Source organism: Adlercreutzia rubneri (assembly GCF_009755265.1).
Classification (GTDB): Bacteria; Actinomycetota; Coriobacteriia; order Coriobacteriales; family Eggerthellaceae; genus Adlercreutzia; species Adlercreutzia rubneri.
Map to the genome: position 1 here is coordinate 183,081 of NZ_WPOO01000002.1, position 16,065 is coordinate 199,145.

At 61.5% G+C, this 16,065-nt stretch carries 12 protein-coding genes and 1 tRNA gene; 9 read left to right on the top strand and 4 right to left on the bottom strand.

Translation table 11 applies throughout. From position 1 onward, the window contains the following. Positions 1-15: 15 nt before the first annotated feature. From GO707_RS02290 to GO707_RS02305, 4 genes are all read left to right on the top strand, one after another. Positions 16-1,089 carry a type IV pilus twitching motility protein PilT gene (locus tag GO707_RS02290; protein ID WP_114549372.1) on the top strand — a complete coding sequence of 358 codons (1,074 nt, stop codon included), beginning with the start codon at positions 16-18 and terminating at the stop codon, positions 1,087-1,089. 1 nt (position 1,090) lies between these two features. Then, positions 1,091-1,930 (top strand): 1,4-dihydroxy-2-naphthoyl-CoA synthase, encoded by an 840-nt coding sequence (menB, locus tag GO707_RS02295; RefSeq protein WP_114538950.1) that lies wholly within the window; start codon positions 1,091-1,093, stop codon positions 1,928-1,930. An 86-nt stretch (positions 1,931-2,016) separates the two neighbouring features. Next, entirely contained in the window at positions 2,017-4,740 is a 2,724-nt protein-coding gene (locus tag GO707_RS02300; protein WP_114538951.1) for an AMP-binding protein, read from the top strand. Between the two features lie 139 nt (positions 4,741-4,879). Then, positions 4,880-6,304, top strand: coding sequence for an amidophosphoribosyltransferase (locus GO707_RS02305; protein WP_157011884.1), 1,425 nt, complete (start codon positions 4,880-4,882; stop codon positions 6,302-6,304). Here GO707_RS02305 and GO707_RS02310 read toward each other — a convergent pair whose 3' ends face one another. Continuing rightward, the gene (locus GO707_RS02310) at positions 6,305-7,321 is read right to left on the bottom strand and encodes a DMT family transporter (RefSeq protein ID WP_114538953.1); all 1,017 of its coding nucleotides are present in this window, start codon (positions 7,319-7,321) and stop codon (positions 6,305-6,307) included. A gap of 180 nt (positions 7,322-7,501) precedes the next feature. Between GO707_RS02310 and GO707_RS02315 the strand changes: the two genes are divergently transcribed. From GO707_RS02315 to GO707_RS02330, 4 genes are all read left to right on the top strand, one after another. Continuing rightward, positions 7,502-7,579: transfer RNA gene (locus tag GO707_RS02315), tRNA-Met, on the top strand. A gap of 52 nt (positions 7,580-7,631) precedes the next feature. Then, the gene (locus tag GO707_RS02320; RefSeq protein WP_114538954.1) at positions 7,632-8,489 is read left to right on the top strand and encodes a virulence RhuM family protein; all 858 of its coding nucleotides are present in this window, start codon (positions 7,632-7,634) and stop codon (positions 8,487-8,489) included. A gap of 602 nt (positions 8,490-9,091) precedes the next feature. Next, entirely contained in the window at positions 9,092-9,676 is a 585-nt protein-coding gene (locus tag GO707_RS02325) for a type IV toxin-antitoxin system AbiEi family antitoxin domain-containing protein (RefSeq protein ID WP_302011579.1), read from the top strand. Beyond that, complete coding sequence (locus GO707_RS02330; RefSeq protein WP_114538955.1) at positions 9,673-10,536, top strand: nucleotidyl transferase AbiEii/AbiGii toxin family protein; 864 nt, start codon at positions 9,673-9,675, stop codon at positions 10,534-10,536. The genes GO707_RS02325 and GO707_RS02330 overlap by 4 nt, the downstream gene beginning before the upstream one ends. A 234-nt stretch (positions 10,537-10,770) precedes the next feature. Here GO707_RS02330 and GO707_RS02335 read toward each other — a convergent pair whose 3' ends face one another. The 3 genes from GO707_RS02335 to GO707_RS02345 all read right to left on the bottom strand — a co-directional run bounded on the left by GO707_RS02335 (position 10,771) and on the right by GO707_RS02345 (position 15,233). Next, positions 10,771-11,277, bottom strand: coding sequence for a MarR family winged helix-turn-helix transcriptional regulator (locus GO707_RS02335; RefSeq protein ID WP_114538956.1), 507 nt, complete (start codon positions 11,275-11,277; stop codon positions 10,771-10,773). A gap of 149 nt (positions 11,278-11,426) precedes the next feature. Beyond that, complete coding sequence (locus tag GO707_RS02340; RefSeq protein WP_181869643.1) at positions 11,427-12,956, bottom strand: RyR domain-containing protein; 1,530 nt, start codon at positions 12,954-12,956, stop codon at positions 11,427-11,429. Positions 12,957-13,067: 111 nt separating this feature from the next. Continuing rightward, the gene (locus GO707_RS02345) at positions 13,068-15,233 is read right to left on the bottom strand and encodes a toll/interleukin-1 receptor domain-containing protein (protein ID WP_114538958.1); all 2,166 of its coding nucleotides are present in this window, start codon (positions 15,231-15,233) and stop codon (positions 13,068-13,070) included. A 66-nt stretch (positions 15,234-15,299) separates the two neighbouring features. On the opposite strand from GO707_RS02345, the gene GO707_RS02350 reads away from it, so the two are divergent. Then, positions 15,300-16,061, top strand: a complete 762-nt coding sequence (locus tag GO707_RS02350) for a hypothetical protein (RefSeq protein ID WP_114538959.1) — start codon at positions 15,300-15,302, stop codon at positions 16,059-16,061. Positions 16,062-16,065 lie beyond the last annotated feature (4 nt).

The following is a 16,065-nucleotide window of genomic DNA, read 5'->3' on the forward strand; positions in this document are numbered from 1 at the left end:
ATAAGGAGAGCTTCTATGGAACTGAAGGCACTGCTGCAGGAAATGATCGACAAGAAGGCCTCGGATGTCTTCATCGTCGCGGGCCTGCCGCTGACCTACACCGCCGATGGCCGTCAGGTGCGCATGGACATGGCGCCGCTCATGCCCGCCGATACTAAGGAGCTGGTGGACGCCATCTACGAGCTGTCCGGCCGCGACGAGCAGATCTTCACGGACGGCCACAACCATGACGACGACTTCTCCTTCGCCGTGCCGGGCATGGGGCGCTTCCGTGTGAACGTGTTCCGCCAGCGCGGGTCTTTGGGCGCCGTCATTCGCGTCATCCCCTTCACGCTGCCCAACCCCGCCGACTACCACATCCCCGACGACGTCATGGCCTGCGCCGACTTCCAGAAGGGCCTCGTGCTGGTCACCGGTCCTGCGGGCGCCGGCAAGTCCACGACGCTGGCCTGCATCATCGACAAGCTGAACAAGGCGCGCACGGGGCACATCATCACCATGGAAGACCCCATCGAGTACGTGCATCGCCACGAGGGCTGCATCGTCACCCAGCGCGAGATTCCCTCCGATGTCGCCACCTACGCCGAGGCGCTGCGCAGCGCGATGCGCGAGGCGCCGGACGTCATCCTGCTCGGCGAGATGCGCGACCAGGAGACCATCGGCACCGCTATGACCGCCGCCGAGATGGCCCAGCTTCTATTCTCCACCCTGCACACCACGGGCGCCTCCTCCACGGTGGACCGCATCATCGACGCCTTCCCGGCCAACCAGCAGCGCCAGATTCGCATGCAGCTGTCGCTTGTGCTGCAGGCCGTGGTGAGCCAGCAGCTCGTGCCCACGGTGGACGGGGGTATCGTACCCGTCTTCGAGATCATGACCGCCACGCCGGCCATCCGCAACCTCATCCGCGAGGAGAAGACCCATCAGATCGACTCGGTTATCGCCTCGTCGTCCGGCGCCGGCATGCGCACCATGGACCAGAGCCTGCACCGCCTGGTGAAAGAGGGCACGATTTCCAAGGAAGTGGCCTTGCAGCACGCCATCCACCAGGAAGCCCTGAAGAAGCGCTTCGAAACAGAAGGGATGTAAGTTGAGCAACTACGATTGGAAGTGCGGTAAAGAGTACCGCGAGATTCGCTACGAGTTGTGCGATGGGGTGGCGAAGATCTCCATCAATCGGCCCGAGCGGCGCAACGCGTTCACCCCGCTGACGGTGATGGAGATGTACGACGCCTTCTCCGAGGCGCGCGATGATGCGTCCGTGGGCGTCATTCTGCTGACCGGCGTGAACCACGGCGGCCGCCACGAGGACGAGGCGTTCTGCTCCGGCGGCGACCAGAAGAAGCGCGGCAACGGAGGGTACGTGGGCGAGGACAACATCCCGCGCCTGAATGTGCTCGATTTGCAGCGGCTCATCCGCGTAGTGCCTAAGCCCGTCATCGCCATGGTGAACGGCTACGCCATCGGCGGAGGGCATGTGCTCTCTATTCTGTGCGACCTCACCATTGCGGCCGATACGGCGAAGTTTGGCCAGACCGGGCCTAAGGTGGGCTCTTTCGATGCCGGCTACGGCGCGGGGTATCTGGCCGCCATCGTGGGTCAGAAAAAGGCTCGCGAGATCTGGTACCTCTGCCGCCAGTACACGGCCGACGAGGCGTTGGAAATGGGCCTCGTGAACAAGGTCGTGCCCTTCGACGATTTGGAAGACGAGTGCATGGCCTGGGCCGCCGAGATGATGCAGTTTTCCCCCACAGCCCTGCGCTTCATGAAGGCATCGTTCAACGCCGCCACCGACGGCCTTGCGGGTCTGCAGCAGCTGGCCGGCGACGCCACACTTCTGTACTACACCACCGACGAGGCCAAAGAGGGCCGCGACGCCTTCAAGGAGAAGCGCGCCCCCGACTTCACCCAGTTCCCGAAGTTTCCGTAGGATGCTTCGCCCCCCTGCCGCAGCCGGCGGGGGGCTTCCTGTGCCCTGTTCAGCTTATCGCGCCCAAGGAGTTCCACGAGCCGTTCATGATCGATATCTTCGAAAGCACCGCGCAGTTGCGCCCTGAGGCCGTGTTCTTCACGGCGGTCGATCGGCGCGGCAACGAGACGGCCTACACCTATCGCCAGGCGAGGCTCATCGCCTCTCAGCTCGCGCGGCGGCTGCGGGATAAGGGCGTCTTCCCAGGCGATGCGGTGGCGGTGGATCTGCCGAACGGCCCCATGTACGTGTTCCTTGCCTTGGCGGCGGCCTACGGGGGGTTCGCCCTGGTGGCGCTGAACCACCGGCTGACCGACGCCGAGAAGCTCACGCGCGTGCTGGAGCTGGAACGGGCGGGGCTGCGCGTGGCCTACACGGTGGACGCGGCCGGCGAGCCCAAGCTCTTCGAGGCGGTGTGCAACTCGCTTCTGCGCAACGAGCGGGCGGGACGGGTGGACGACTCTCTCGGCGGCTCAGTCGAGGATGCCATCCACTTCGCCGAACGAGCCGCCCATGTCTTCGATTCCAGCCATCGGGCCCTCATCATGTTCACCTCCGGCACGACGGGCAAGCCCAAGGCGGCCGAGCTCACCTGGGGCAACCTCGTGGAGGCGTCGAAGGCGTCGAACCGGGTGCTTTCTGGGCGCGTTCGGGGGCGCGGCCTGTGGCAAGCGGTGCTGCCGTTTTTCCACGTGGGCGGTTTTCAGGTGCTTGTGCGCAGCGTCTGCAGCCGCTGGCCTCTGCGTATTTACGAGCGCTTCGACGCGGCGGCGGTGCTGCGTGACGCCGAGGTGATGCACGCCACCCATATCTCGGTGGTGGACAAGATGCTGCAGGACATGCTGAATGCGCGGCCGAGCGCGCTGGCCCAGTACGAGTGCGTGCTGCTCGGCGGCGGCCCGCTGAACGCGAAGACCGTGGCCCGGGCTCTGGAGGCCGGCGGGCGCGTGTATGCCAGCTACGGCATGACCGAGACGTCGAGCCAAGTGGCGAACACGCTGATCACGCCCCAGTTCACGGGAGGTATGCGGCTTCTGCCAGGTTATTCGGCCCGTATTGTGGAACCGGACGCAGCCGGCTTCGGCCGTTTGGCCCTGCGCGGGCCGGGGGTGTTCGGCGGCTACGCCAACGCTCGGGCACCCTTCACCGTGGACGGTTTCTTCCTCACGGGCGATACGGCGGCGCTGCACGACGGCTGCCTTTACGTGCGCGAGCGCACCGGCGACATGTTCATTTCCGGCGGTGAGAACGTGTACCCGGCCGAGATCGTCGATGCCCTGGTGCGCATTCCCGGCGTGGCCGACGCCTACGTGTTCGGCCTGCCCGACGCGCGCTGGGGCCGGCGCCCGGCAGCGGTGGTAGAGCTGACGCCGGACGCCCCGCTCATCAGCACGCGCACGCTGCGGGAGGCCCTTTCCCAGCGGCTGTCGAAGTTGTACGTGCCCGAGCAGATCTCCATTGTGGACGAGCTGCCTCGCTCGGGCATCGGTAAGATCGATCGCGCCGCTTGCGAGGCGCTGTTCCACGAGAACATCGACATTCGGCGCGTGGTGCTGCATCATGGGCGCCTGCCGTTTTCCAAGCCCTTCAAAACGCCGAAGGAGACGCTGACCTACCGCGACACGGTGATTGTCGAGGTGATCGATCGCAAGGGCCGCGTAGGGCTGGGGGAATGCACGGCCTTCGACACTGATTGGTATCTGCCCGAGACCCTCGGCGACGATCTGCGCGTGCTGCGCGACGTGCTGGCGCCCCGGGTCATCGCCGGCACGTACCTGCACCCGCGCGAGGTGGCGGCCGACCTGTTCTCGCTGGAAGGTGCGGAGGCGTTCCCCATGGCGGTGAGCGCTTTGGAGATGGCCTGCTGGGACTTGTACGGCAAGGTTACGGAAAAACCCCTGTGGAAGCTGCTCGGCGAGGAGTTCGACCGTATGAACCGGGTCGCTGCGGCCCTCGAGGGAGACGACGCCGCTGTGGCTTTGGCGCACTCCGGGGATCGACGCGGGGCGACGCGCAAGGTGTACAGCGGCGCGGTGGTGGGCCTGGGCACGCCCGCCCAAACGGTGGCCGAAGTGCGCGAGTGCGTGGACGCGGGCTACCAGCGCATTAAGTTGAAGGTGGCTCCCGGTCGGGGGCTTCCGGCGGTACGCGCGGTGCGTCGGGCGTTCCCGCATCTGCTTATCACCCTGGACGCGAACCAGAGCTTCGGCCTGCACAACCTGGCCGAGCTGCGCTCCTACGACGAGCTGGATATCGGCTGGATCGAAGAGCCACTGAACCTGGCCGCCGCCGGGGGCGAGCGGGCTTTGCGAGACCCTTTCACCCGACTCGCGTCGTTCCAGCATACGCTGGCCATGCCCATCTGCGTGGACGAATCCTTCGTGAACGCCGAAGAGGCCGCCGGCTTGTTCGAGCATCCCGAGTTGCGCTGCGCCATGGTGAAGATCGGGAAGTTCGGCGGCATCGAGCGGTCGCTCGCCTTCGTGCACCGAGCGCTGGCCGAGGGCCGCGAGGTTTGCATGAGCGGCATGTACGATACCGGCGTGTCGCGGTTTGCCCACGCGGCCTTCCAAACGCTGCCCGGAGTGGTCATCCCCGGCGATCTGGGCGCCACGGCGCGCTACTTCGACGCCGACCTCACGGTGCCTGCCTATACCGCCCCCGACGGCATCATCACGCTGAACGCCCCGGGCCACGAGACGGGCATCGGCTGCTCGCTGAATGCCGCAGCGGTGGCCGCCGTTCGGCAGCATCGCTATGTCATCGAGTAGGCGCGGACGCACCTGGCTCATCTGGCAGGCCTTCTCCCTAAAATCGTGAATTTTGAGCCAATTAACCGCAAGGCAACAATCGTTCAGGCGCACCATTTATACTTTGATCTATCGTTGAAACACTAAGACGGAGGATTTCATGGGCGGCTTTTTCGGAGCGGTTTCCAAGCGCGACGTGGTGATGGATGTTTTCTTCGGCGTCGATTACCACTCGCATCTCGGCACGCGTCGAGCGGGCATGATCGTGCTTGACCACGAGGATGGCTACCAGCGTCAGATTCACTCTATCGAGAACACGCCGTTCCGCACGAAATTCGAGGACGACATCGTGCGCTTCCACGGCACGAGCGCCATCGGATGCATCTCGGACGCCGACCCGCAGCCGCTGCTCGTGCGCTCGCATTTGGGCACCTTCGCTATCACGACCATCGGTGCCATCAACAATGCCGAGGCCTTGGTGGAAGAGTATTTCGAGGATCACGATGCGCAGTTTATGGCGCTCAGCTCTGGCGCGGTGAACTCAACCGAGCTGGTGGCGGCGCTCATCAACCAGAAGGATGACCTGGTCGCCGGCATCCAGTATGCCCAATCGAAGATTGACGGTTCGCTCACGCTGCTCATTATGACCGAGGACGGCGACATCATTGCGGCCCGCGACTTCATGGGTCGCTTGCCGGTGCTTGTGGGCGCCGACGATGACGGCCACTGCGTTGCCTTCGAGAGCTTTGCCTATCACAAGCTGGGCTATCACGACGAGTACGAGCTGGGCCCGGCGGAGATCGTGCGGCTTACGCCCGATGCGGTTGAGGTACTCTCGCCGGCGCGCGACGAGATGAAGATGTGCGCGTTCATGTGGGTGTACTACGGCTACCCGAACTCCAACTACGAGGGTATGAACGTGGAAGTGATGCGCTACCGCAACGGTGCCATCATGGCTCGCGACGAGGCAGCGCGCGGCGCGTGCCCCGAGGTGGACTTCGTGGCCGGCGTGCCCGATTCCGGCATCCCCCATGCCATCGGCTATTCGACCGAGAGCAAGATGCCCTTCGGTCGTCCGTTTATCAAGTACACACCCACCTGGCCGCGGTCGTTCATGCCGGCGAACCAGGATCTGCGCAACAAGATCGCCAACATGAAGCAGGTGCCGGTGCCCGAGCTCATCCGCGACAAGAAGCTCTTGTTCGTGGATGACTCCATCGTGCGCGGCACCCAGCTGCGCGAGACGGTGAACTTTCTGTACGACTCCGGTGCCGCTGAGGTACACATGCGCAGCGCGTGCCCGCCCATCATGTACAGCTGCAAGTATCTGAGCTTCTCGTCTAGCAAGTCGGACATGGATCTCATCGCACGCCGGGTGGTCGACCAGCTGGAAGGCGAGGAGGGCGTGGCGCACCTGTCCGAGTACGCCGACGCCCGCACCGAGCGCGGCCAGTGCCTGCTGAAGACCATCTGCGAGGACATGGGCTTCGATTCCCTGAGCTACCAGAGCCTCCAGGGCATGATAGAGGCCATCGGCATCGACCCAGAGAAAATCTGCACCTACTGCTGGGATGGCCGGGAATAGCTAGCGCATGAACGCATCGGCCTCTTCGAGGTCGGTTGCCTGGGTTTCGACTTGTTTGCAATCGAGGGCGGCGGCTTCGGCTGTCGCCCTTGCTTTTTGGGCTGCGATCTTTTCAGCGCGCAGGGGCAAATACTCGCTGACGACGATGCCGACGAAGATGAGGGCGAATCCCAGGTAGGCGGAAATCGCCGGCGCCTCGCCCAAGAGCAGGATGGAGAACGTCACGCCGAACACCGATTCGGTGGCCAGAAACAGCGCTGCCTGGGCCGGATCAACGCGGGCCACGGCGGCGTTTTGCAATCCTAGGGCCACGCAAGAGGCGAACACGGTGATGTAGATGAGGCTCATCCAAGTGTCGGCGCCCAGCTGGCTGAAGTCAGGCATGGGCTCGGTGATAAGCCCGGTGATGAGGCCCAGCAGGCCCGCCACGATGAACTGAATGACCGTGAGCAGCATCATAGAGCGTCCCGGCGCGTACTTCGCCGTGTACAGCACGTGGAAGCTGAGCCAGAGAGCCGAGGCCAGCGTGATGAAGTCGCCGAAGCGCAGCGAGAACTCGCCGATGCCGGCATAGGCCACGCAGCCCACGCCGGTGACGCACAGGATAGCCGCCGCAATGTTGTAGCGGGTCGGGCGCTTCCGAATGATGATCCATCCGAGGAAGGGGATGATCACGCAGTACAGCGTGGTGAGAAACGAGCTGTTGGAGGCGGTGGTGTCCGTGAGTCCCGTGGAGTTGAACCAGTAGGAGAGGAACAGAAAGACGCCCAGCACCGCGCCGTCGCGCAGATGTCCGCGCTTGTTGCGGGCGAAGGCGCGGGAGATGCGCGGTGCCGTGGCAATGCCGAGGATGATGCCGGCCAGGGTGAAGCGGACGCCTACGATCCACGCGGGCGGGAACTCGTCGACGGTGGACTTGATGACCACCGTGCCCATGCCCCAAATGGCGGCCGCCAAAAGCAGCGCCGCCTTGTAGGCCCACGAGGGCAGTCCGTTTTGTCTGATCTGGGAAAGCATAGGCGGCATCATAGCACGGAGTAGGGTGGTCGTCCGTGTACGATGCGACAAATCGTGTTGGAGGCTATTGGGACGGCGAACATGTGCAGGAATTGTGCCGAATGAGGTGAAGTGTGATCGAAGACTTGCAATTCGCGCTCAGGCGAGTAATATATATCCTTGCCCTTTGAGGTAACCCATTGCGGGGTGGAGCAGTCTGGTCAGCTCGTCGGGCTCATAACCCGAAGGTCGGTGGTTCAAATCCGCCCCCCGCGACCAAGAATTGTCAGCCGCTGAGTTCGCTCGGCGGCTTTTTTGTTTAGCATGAGAAGTGCGATGGGCTTGGGGAAGACGTTCTTGGGGATGCCTTTTTGGACGCGATAAGTCGACGATCTCTCGGCACATCCAAAATGTTTTCGATGAGGGAGAACTCGAAGAATGCTCAACTGTTGCAAATTTTGCAACAGTTCAAGTCGAGGGAGGGCGCGAGGTTGAGCGTCTGGTCGAGCACTACAACCTCGATGTCATCATCTCTGTAGGTTATCGCGTGAAGTCCCAGCAGGGCGTTCGTTTTCGGCAATGGGCTACGTGCGTTCTCAAGGAGTACGCTGTCAAAGGTTTCGCGCTCGATGATCGCCGGCTCAAGGACGGTCGCAGCCGCTATTTCCGCGAGCTGCTGCAGCGGGTTCGCGATATTCGTTCTAGCGAACGCAACCTCTATCAGCAGGTAACGGACATTTATGCGACGGCCATCGACTATGATCCGAAATCCTCTATGATGCGCACGTTCTTCGCTACCGTGCAGAACAAACTTCATTACGCTGTTCACGAGCGCACGGCGGCTGAGGTCATCTACGACCGCGTCGACCGCGACAAGCCGCTTGTGGGTATGACGACGTTCGATGGCGACTACCTCACTAAAGCTGACGTATGCATTGCGAAAAACTATCTCACCGAAAAAGAGTTGCAAACGCTCAATCTGCTGGTCGCTCGTTTTCTCGATTATGCCGAATTGCAGGCTCTAGAAGAGCGAGCGATGACCATGGCCGAATGGGTTGAAGAGCTTGATCGGGAAATCGTCAACTCGCGTCGAGCGCTGCTCGAAGGGCATAGAGCCATCTCCCACAAGCAGGCTATCGAGAAAGCCGAGAAGGAGTTCGAAGCTTACCAACGCTGTCGGTTCAGATGATGTATGAGATGCTCCGCGATAAAGGTGCCCGCAAGTCTGGCGCTATAAGTGCTGTTGATGTCGATCGTTTTATAACGCGCATGCGCCCTGAGGAAAGGGTTGCGCGCGCTGAGAGCTTTGCACAACGATGGGAGATCGAGAGGTAGTAGGCTCTTTGTCGCCGTAGCCATGGTTCCTCCCGTGCAGCTTGGGTGGCGGATGGACCCTGAACGAACTGCGCAAGGAGACGTTCTTCTCAGGGCTTGCTTGGCGTGTAGTAGATACGATTAGTGGTTGAGCCTTCAGCGACGAGCAACCTGCCATCAGCAAATTGAGGGATCAAGTGTCGTGGTGTCCGTTCACTGATTTCAAGCTCTGCGGCGACCTCAAGGATTGCCCGTTCTCGTGCGTTACGGCCGGTAGCCGCCTATTGGAATTTAAGCAAGAGGTTGGACAGTGCCAGCGAAGAGAGTTCCACTGAATCTTGGTAGATGGCGTGACGCTCATAGTGGTGCCTACTGGATGGATGGAAGGCGGGTGCGTTCTTCCGATTTTTCCGTTGTCCGTATTAACTGAATATGAGAAAATATTCAGTGTAAACGGACAATGAGAAGGTGGTGGGGGTGCAGGCTATCATTGACTTGGCGGAATCGAGCAGCGGCCTGGTGACGACGGCGCAGGTTGTGGACGCCGGGATTCCCCGTGCGCGAATTTCGGACATGGTGAAGGCGGGCAAGCTTGAGCGTGTGCAGCGTGGCGTCTACCGCATGGCGGACGCATGGGAGGACGAATTTCTTGCCGCACAGCTCCGCTTCCCCAAGGGCATTCTCTCGGATGGAACTGCTCTCTACCTTCATGGCTACGCTGACCGCGTGCCGTTTCAGCTTACGATGACCTTCCCGCGCTCGTACGGAGCTACCAAGGTGCGTGAGGCGGGCATCGAGGTGCGCACGTGCGCGGATGAGGTGCTCGGCCTGGGGCTTACGACGGTCAGAACCCCGTACGGCAACGAAGTGAGCGCCTATGACCTGGAGCGCACGCTCTGCGACATCGTCCGGGGGCATCGCGCCGTTGACGTGCAGGTGGTCAACCCGGCGATGAAGCAGTACGTCCGCAGCCGCGAGAAGGACGTCCAGAAGCTGCTGGGCTACGCGCGGGCGCTTGGTGTGGAGAAAAAGATACGAAACTACCTGGAGGTGCTGCTGTGAGAACTAAAAATGCGATGCAGCTCAAGGCCATCATCAGCAATCGCGCCAAGGAAGGAGGGGTGCCCCCGCAGCTCGTGATGCAGAGTTACCTGCTTGAACGGTTGCTCGAGCGGATATCCCTCTCGCCCTGGCGTGACAGCGTTGTCGTCAAGGGAGGCGTGCTCATCAGCTCGCTGATGGGCGTTGACAGGCGGAGCACCAAGGACCTCGACGCGACGGTTCGCGGCTTCCCGCTTACCCACGAGAATGCAGAGAGGGCGTTCCGCGAGATCGCGGCCGTGGAGGCCGATGACGACTTCTCGTTCGAGTTCGTCCGCACGGAGGACATACGCGAGACAGATGACTACCCGGGCATACGCGTGCACCTGTTGGCCAGTTATGAGAAGATGCGCTCGCCTGTCACCGTCGATGTGACCACGGGCGACAAGATCACGCCCGACGCTGTCGAGTACAGCTATCCTCTCATGTTCGACAACCGCTCACTCTCGCTAATGGCTTACCCGCTCCCCACCACGCTGGCGGAAAAGTTGGAGACGGTCGTGAGCCGCGGCATCGCGAACACACGCCCGCGCGACTACTACGACCTGCGCATGCTCTGGCTCACAAGGAGGGCGGAGGTGGAGCCAGACGTGCTCCGGGACGCCCTTGCGGCTACATCCGGGAAGCGCGGCACGCTTGCCGCGATGGGCAGCTACCGCGCGGTGATGGCCGAGGTGGCCTCCGACGCCGTCATGCGGGATCGATGGGCGGCGTACGCCCGCAAGTATCCGTACGTGGGCGACATGACCCTCGCCGGGACATGCGAGACGGTTGTAGCGATCATGGAGGCCATTGACTGGCAGGCGTGCTTTGCTGAGTAGCTACTGCGCAATACTGAGTAATCAATCATTACGCAATATGTAACACTGTTGTGGGTCGCGAGAGCTTTGACCCCCTCCATCCAACAACCCGTCACGGCAGAGTTTTTGAAGGGTGGCGAAAGCGGTTTTGCAGGTAACGCCCGCGGCGTCAACGAGAGCCTTCGTCGTCCTACTTTCCTTGCGACCATAAAAGAGCCGCCGAGCTCATTCGATCGGCGGCTCTTTCGCTCTGTTTTAGCGTCGGCAGCAGCCGTGGTTGTGATGGTGGCCGGGTTTGCGGTCGCGACAGCCCTTGACGGCGATGGTGCGGTAATCGACGCCCATGGCCTTGCAGTTATCGATCACCTTTCCGGTCAGCTTCAGCAGGCACTCGCGCTCCTTGTCGGACAGGCCCTCCAGCACCTCGTCGGCCGCGCGGTCCTCGGCGGCCAGGCGCTTCTCGACGACCATGGTGCCCTTGTCGGTCAGCGCTACGGACAGCTTGCCCTTCTTGCTGGTGGCAAAGCGCACGTAGCCGTTCTCCTGGGCCTTCTCGGCCACGCGAACGACCTCGTGGCCGTCCCAGCCGAGACGCTCCTCCAGCTTCTTCAGCGACAGTTTCCCGTCGCCGAACTTGTAGAGCACCTTACACATGGCGCCCTGCCCGCTTTTGAAGCTGCGCGGGCCGCACTTGTGCATGGCCAGCTTGCTGTAGTTGGTCGCCACTTTCAGTTGATGCAGAACCTGAGTCGATTCAATCATGATGAGCCTTCTTTCGTCGATGGACGCCCGCAGGGGCAGGCGCGACCTCCATCTTAGAAGCCCCCGACGTCGCCGCGCCAGAAGCAGCCGCCAACCATTACCGACCCGTTGCTGCTTCACCACGGCGCTATTGCGCGGGAAAGGCGCCGCTACTTCACCACGGCCAGGTTCACGCTGGCCAGCAGGCTGGGAATGCTGCGCACGGCCGAGCGGTTCCATTCCTTGGCGCGGTCGGGCAGCTCCTCCCACGGCACCATGTAGGGGCTGCGCCGGCGCTCCACGTCCTTGGCGGTGCCGTAGCGCCAGCCGGCGCGCTGCCGCTCGCGCAGCCAACGGCGGTGCTCCAGAATGGCCAGGCATTCCACCTCGCTTGCGGTAAAGGCGGTCACGCAGCGCTCGGGGTAGCAGCTGCCCGCGGGCAGCACCTCGTAGCCGAGCGTTTCCAGCTTGCTGTGAATGCTGCTGATGTAGGCGATGGAGGAGTCGCGCAAATCGGGCGGCAGGCTCGCGAAGGAGGCGTACTCCTGGTCGGTCTGCGACGCGATGCGGTCGGTCGTGTAGCGCAGAAACGACGTCTGGGCCAGCTCGGTGATGACGTCGGTCTTTCCGGCGTACCCCTGGCTGGCCAGCAAGTCGGGCGAATCGACCAGCAGCGGCCGCGCGCTCGCCGGGCCGTAAAGGGCGCAGACCCAGATGTTCCAGACGAGCTGCTCTTTGCTGATGAGCCACGCGGGAAGGTTGCTGCCGTATCCGTCGGTTTCGAAACTGGGTTGGCGCTCGCGCTCTTCGCGGATGACGGCGATCAGCTCCGGGACGGAGAACTCGCTCCAAGGGCAGGGCTCGCTGGAAAGGTCGCGGTGGTAGGCGTCCAGCGCCTCGTAGCATGATTCGAGGAAGTAATCGCAGACCGCTCCACCGAAGTCGAGCTCGACGAAACGGGCGTGCAGCGTGTCGATGATGGCGTTCATGACGGCGCAGTCGTCCCACCACGGGCCGCTGACCAGCTCGATGCGGTTCTGCAGGCACCAGGCGGGCAGGATGTCGAACAGGGCGGTGAGGGAGCTTTCAGTTCCTAGGCCCTCGTAGCCGACGGCCTCGGCCTCCATGGTGTCTAGCAGAGCGCGCAGTGCCTCAAGGGAGGCTTCGGACTCGCTTCCGCTTGCGGCGATCTGGCTGATGGCGCGCTTGAAATCGGGAAGAGGGCCTTTTCCCGCGCGATCCCGATCGTGGGATCCCCGCCGTCGGTTCAGGGCGAAAGGCGGGCAGAAGCGCTCGAAGGTGGCCACGGCCTCGTTGGGCGACAGCGTGTTCAGCTTGAGGGTGTGCGCCGTCCAAACCGAGAGGGCCTGCAGGCACTGCCGGGCGTTCTCTGGCCGCTCGCAGGCTTCGAAAACGCGCGATTCGTAGGCGGCACGCCAGTAATTAGCGTTGAAGAGCAGCCGGTCGACGGCCGCCTGGGTTCCGCGGCGAAGGGCGGCGCTGTCCGTTGACTCGAGAGGCGTCTTGGCCGTCGCCTTTGCGTTCGCTTCGTCCTCGTTGAACGTGAAGGCAAGATAGGCGGACAGGGCCACTTTCAGAAGCTCGATGGGCTTGATGTCCTCACGCTTTTGGTGCTCCCGCTCAAGCGCGAGCTTGACGGCGTCAACGGGAAGGGACGCGCGCTGTCTGACTTTCGTCATTGGTTGGCCAATCCCTCCCTTCTTTCCGCGTGCGCTATGGCGCATTCCGCATGATAACGTGCCTATCATACCTGCCGTAAGCACCGACATTGGGCAATGAAGGGGCATGCGCTACGATTGGCCGACGGCCTGGCGCGCATAGGCCAGAAGCTCGTCGAGGGTGAACTCCTCGGCAACGGTGCTGTCGCAGAAAGGCCGGAACAGATAACAGTAGATGCGGTTCAGCCGGTCGGCGGTGTGCAGGTAGGCTACAAGATTGCCGTAATTGTCCGCACCCAGCCATGCGCCATTGAGGGTAAACGGAACTGCGGTCGTGCTGGAATCGGTGCTGGTTGTGACGTCGAACAACGGACTGATCACGTTGAGCGTGGCATCGCTAAGGGCCAGCGAGATGGCGTAGCGGTCTTCTTCGACGAAGCAGGGTTGGGCTGCGACGATGGAGGCGGCGAATTCCTGCTCGTAGACGACCTCGCCTGTTGTAAGGCTGAAGGCGTAGAGCTTCTTCCCGGCCGCGGCAAGGACCAGATCTTCTCCGCAGTGGAGAATGTCGACTATTTTCGGGACGCTAGCGAAGGGCTGCGGGGTATCGTTCCTAGTGCTGACGGTGACAGCGAAGGTGTCCTCGTAGGTCCAAAGGGTCTCGAAGCCGTCGCCCGTGTTTCTGGCGACGGTGATGGAGAAGGGGTAGTTGTTGATGCCGTCGCTGCTGTTCTCGATATTTGCCGCTGCAAAGGCGACGAGGTCGTCTTTGCAGTGCACCGATTGGATCGTGGCATCGGAAACGGTGTCTTGGCGTGCGGTTTCATCGGCGAGATTGAAGGTGACGAGCGCCGTATCGAGCGCATAATAGGCCCTTGCAGGCGCTTTCTGAATGCAGAAGGTGTCGAGGTTCGCCATACGCGGGAACTGGTCGACGGGCATCTCGGCGCCTGCGAGGAGATTCTTCGCTTGCGCGTCAACGAGAAAAGCCGCTATGGAACGAGTGCCATACGTGAGCAGCCCGAAGTCGGAGGAGCCCGTCTCGTTCTCGAGCGGTATTGCCGTAAGCGGGTAGATGTCATCCAGATCCAAGAGGACTTCATTAGTGAGGGGATCAATGACCACAACGCCGCCTGGCCCCGTTACATTGCCCATAACGAGGCACGAAGGGGATATGGCCTTGATAAACCAGTCTCTCGCAGGAACTGTGTCATCCCTCAGCTCAAAGACGTGGGGTGTTGCCGTGCCCGTAAGCGTTCCGTTGTCGGCGTTGTAGAGGGACACGGTTCCTGTGGCGTCGAGGACGGCGGCCCAGGTACCTTCCTGGCTGTAGGTGACATCTACGATTTCCCCGTCCGTTTCGAACAGATAGAACGGCGTCCAGGGCTGCTCCGGATCGGGATTGAGCGCTAGAATCTTTTCGAGGGCGGCTTGGGCTTCGGGAACGAGCGGCCGGCTAGTGTCGCTCTCGGAAGAGGGGAGGGCTTGAAGCGCAGTCTCGATGGCCTGCGCGGTCTCCCCCTGGGCGTACTGGTCGAGCGCCTGGGCGGCGAGGCTCTTCGATTCCGCGATGAGCGCCGCCTCGCTGGTTTGGTGAAATTGGAAGGCGAAGACGCCGACGGCGGCGATGGTGAGGGCCGCTGCCACGGACGCGAGGGCAATGCGCTTGCGCTTGCGGGCTCGCTCGCGTTGGCGGAGATCGTCGTAGCTGCAGCCGGCGACGGCGGCGATGATGCGCAGCAGTTCGGCCTTGCGCTTGGCCTTAGCCTCCGGACGCAGATCGGCGGCGAGGGGCTCGGCCGGCATTTCCCGCAAAACGCCGCTGGCGTCGGGTATCAGGCGCGTCTTCAGAATGGGCGGAATGCTTTCCTCGGGACTGCCTGCGGCCAGCACGCAAATGATGCGCTCGCGCCCGTGGAGCTGCTCGAACATCTCGATTTCTCGTCGCACCCAGGGGCTTTCCTGCGTTTCCGGCGAGCAAATGACAATTAGTGCGCGCGAAGCCGCCAATGCCTCCCGAATGCTGTCGGGCAGCGAGTGCGAAGCCGCAAGCTCGTCCTCGTCGCGAAAGCATTTGCCGAGTTTAGGGGGACGAAAGGCTTGGTGCGCCTGCGCAACATGCCGTGGTAGCCGGTATTCCTCAATCGCCCGCTGCACCTCACAAGCCACCTCCGCGTCCCGAGGCAAATGCCGATAGCTAATAAAGGCTGCATAACCGGGGGATGAAGTATGTGTTGCCGCGTTTCGCATGAGGGGAATTATAAGAGATGATCCTTGCATGACAAGAAATAGCTCCATTGGGCAATGAGGCGTCAGTGCGTCAGCTATTCTCCACTTATTGATTCTTGGCTAGAAGGAGCTATTTTGTATACCGCAAGTGAAGAGGCGAACCAAGAGTTATTGTTTAGGATTGCCGAAGCATGGAATGTGTGCTCTATAATTTCCTCCATAATGGAAAGAGGCGGCCTACGAAATTTCGCACAAAACTTTGAGGATGTTGGTTGTCTATACTCAAATTCCGGGGAGCAGCTTTTTGCGTTAATGCCATTGCTTGGACAGACGATTTTGCTGCCACCAGAAGCAAGCAAGAGCATGGAGATATCTTCATTCGTCTCCTATAGAAAAGCCTTCCGCGAAAGAGTGGATATACCTTTCGGCGCGGATGGGCAAGCAATCTTGGCGTATGCGCAACAGTATGCAGGGGTGATTAAGCAATTGGCTTATAGGTCTGCGAAAGAAGCGATTGTGTCGCATGAAGATTTGGCTTTAGATTTGTTTAAGCGCGAGAAGGGTGTTCTATGGGGCATTCTATTCGCCGAAAGTTTGTTAGAAAGTGCAATATTTACAGCATTTAATAAACAGGGATTGATCTTTGTTCCTAATAAAATAGAATTGGCGTCAACGACTCCTTTGTCTCGTACGGATTTCGATGGCGCGACGACTCAATACATGCCTTATTCTGATTTGCTTAAGACGTGGTTTTCGAACGAAGACGGAAGCCTTCATTCGGGCGATCCCCTGACCCATCCAGTATTTGGAGAGGGCGTCTTGGTAAATGCGGGGAGCCATGAGGCGCAGGCCTTTTTTGCCGACCTTGCAACAAAGGAGTGCGCCTCTTTGAATTAAGAAG

What these genes read in the sequence shown, in the direction of transcription:
- GO707_RS02345 (WP_114538958.1), bottom strand. Translation starts at nt 15,233, where the DNA reads ATGGAGCTATTTCTTGTCATGCAAGGATCATCTCTTATAATTCCCCTC.
- GO707_RS02290 (WP_114549372.1), top strand. Translation starts at nt 16, where the DNA reads ATGGAACTGAAGGCACTGCTGCAGGAAATGATCGACAAGAAGGCCTCG.
- GO707_RS02310 (WP_114538953.1), bottom strand. Translation starts at nt 7,321, where the DNA reads ATGCTTTCCCAGATCAGACAAAACGGACTGCCCTCGTGGGCCTACAAG.
- GO707_RS02335 (WP_114538956.1), bottom strand. Translation starts at nt 11,277, where the DNA reads ATGATTGAATCGACTCAGGTTCTGCATCAACTGAAAGTGGCGACCAAC.
- GO707_RS02340 (WP_181869643.1), bottom strand. Translation starts at nt 12,956, where the DNA reads ATGACGAAAGTCAGACAGCGCGCGTCCCTTCCCGTTGACGCCGTCAAG.
- GO707_RS02305 (WP_157011884.1), top strand. Translation starts at nt 4,880, where the DNA reads ATGGGCGGCTTTTTCGGAGCGGTTTCCAAGCGCGACGTGGTGATGGAT.
- GO707_RS02300 (WP_114538951.1), top strand. Translation starts at nt 2,017, where the DNA reads ATGATCGATATCTTCGAAAGCACCGCGCAGTTGCGCCCTGAGGCCGTG.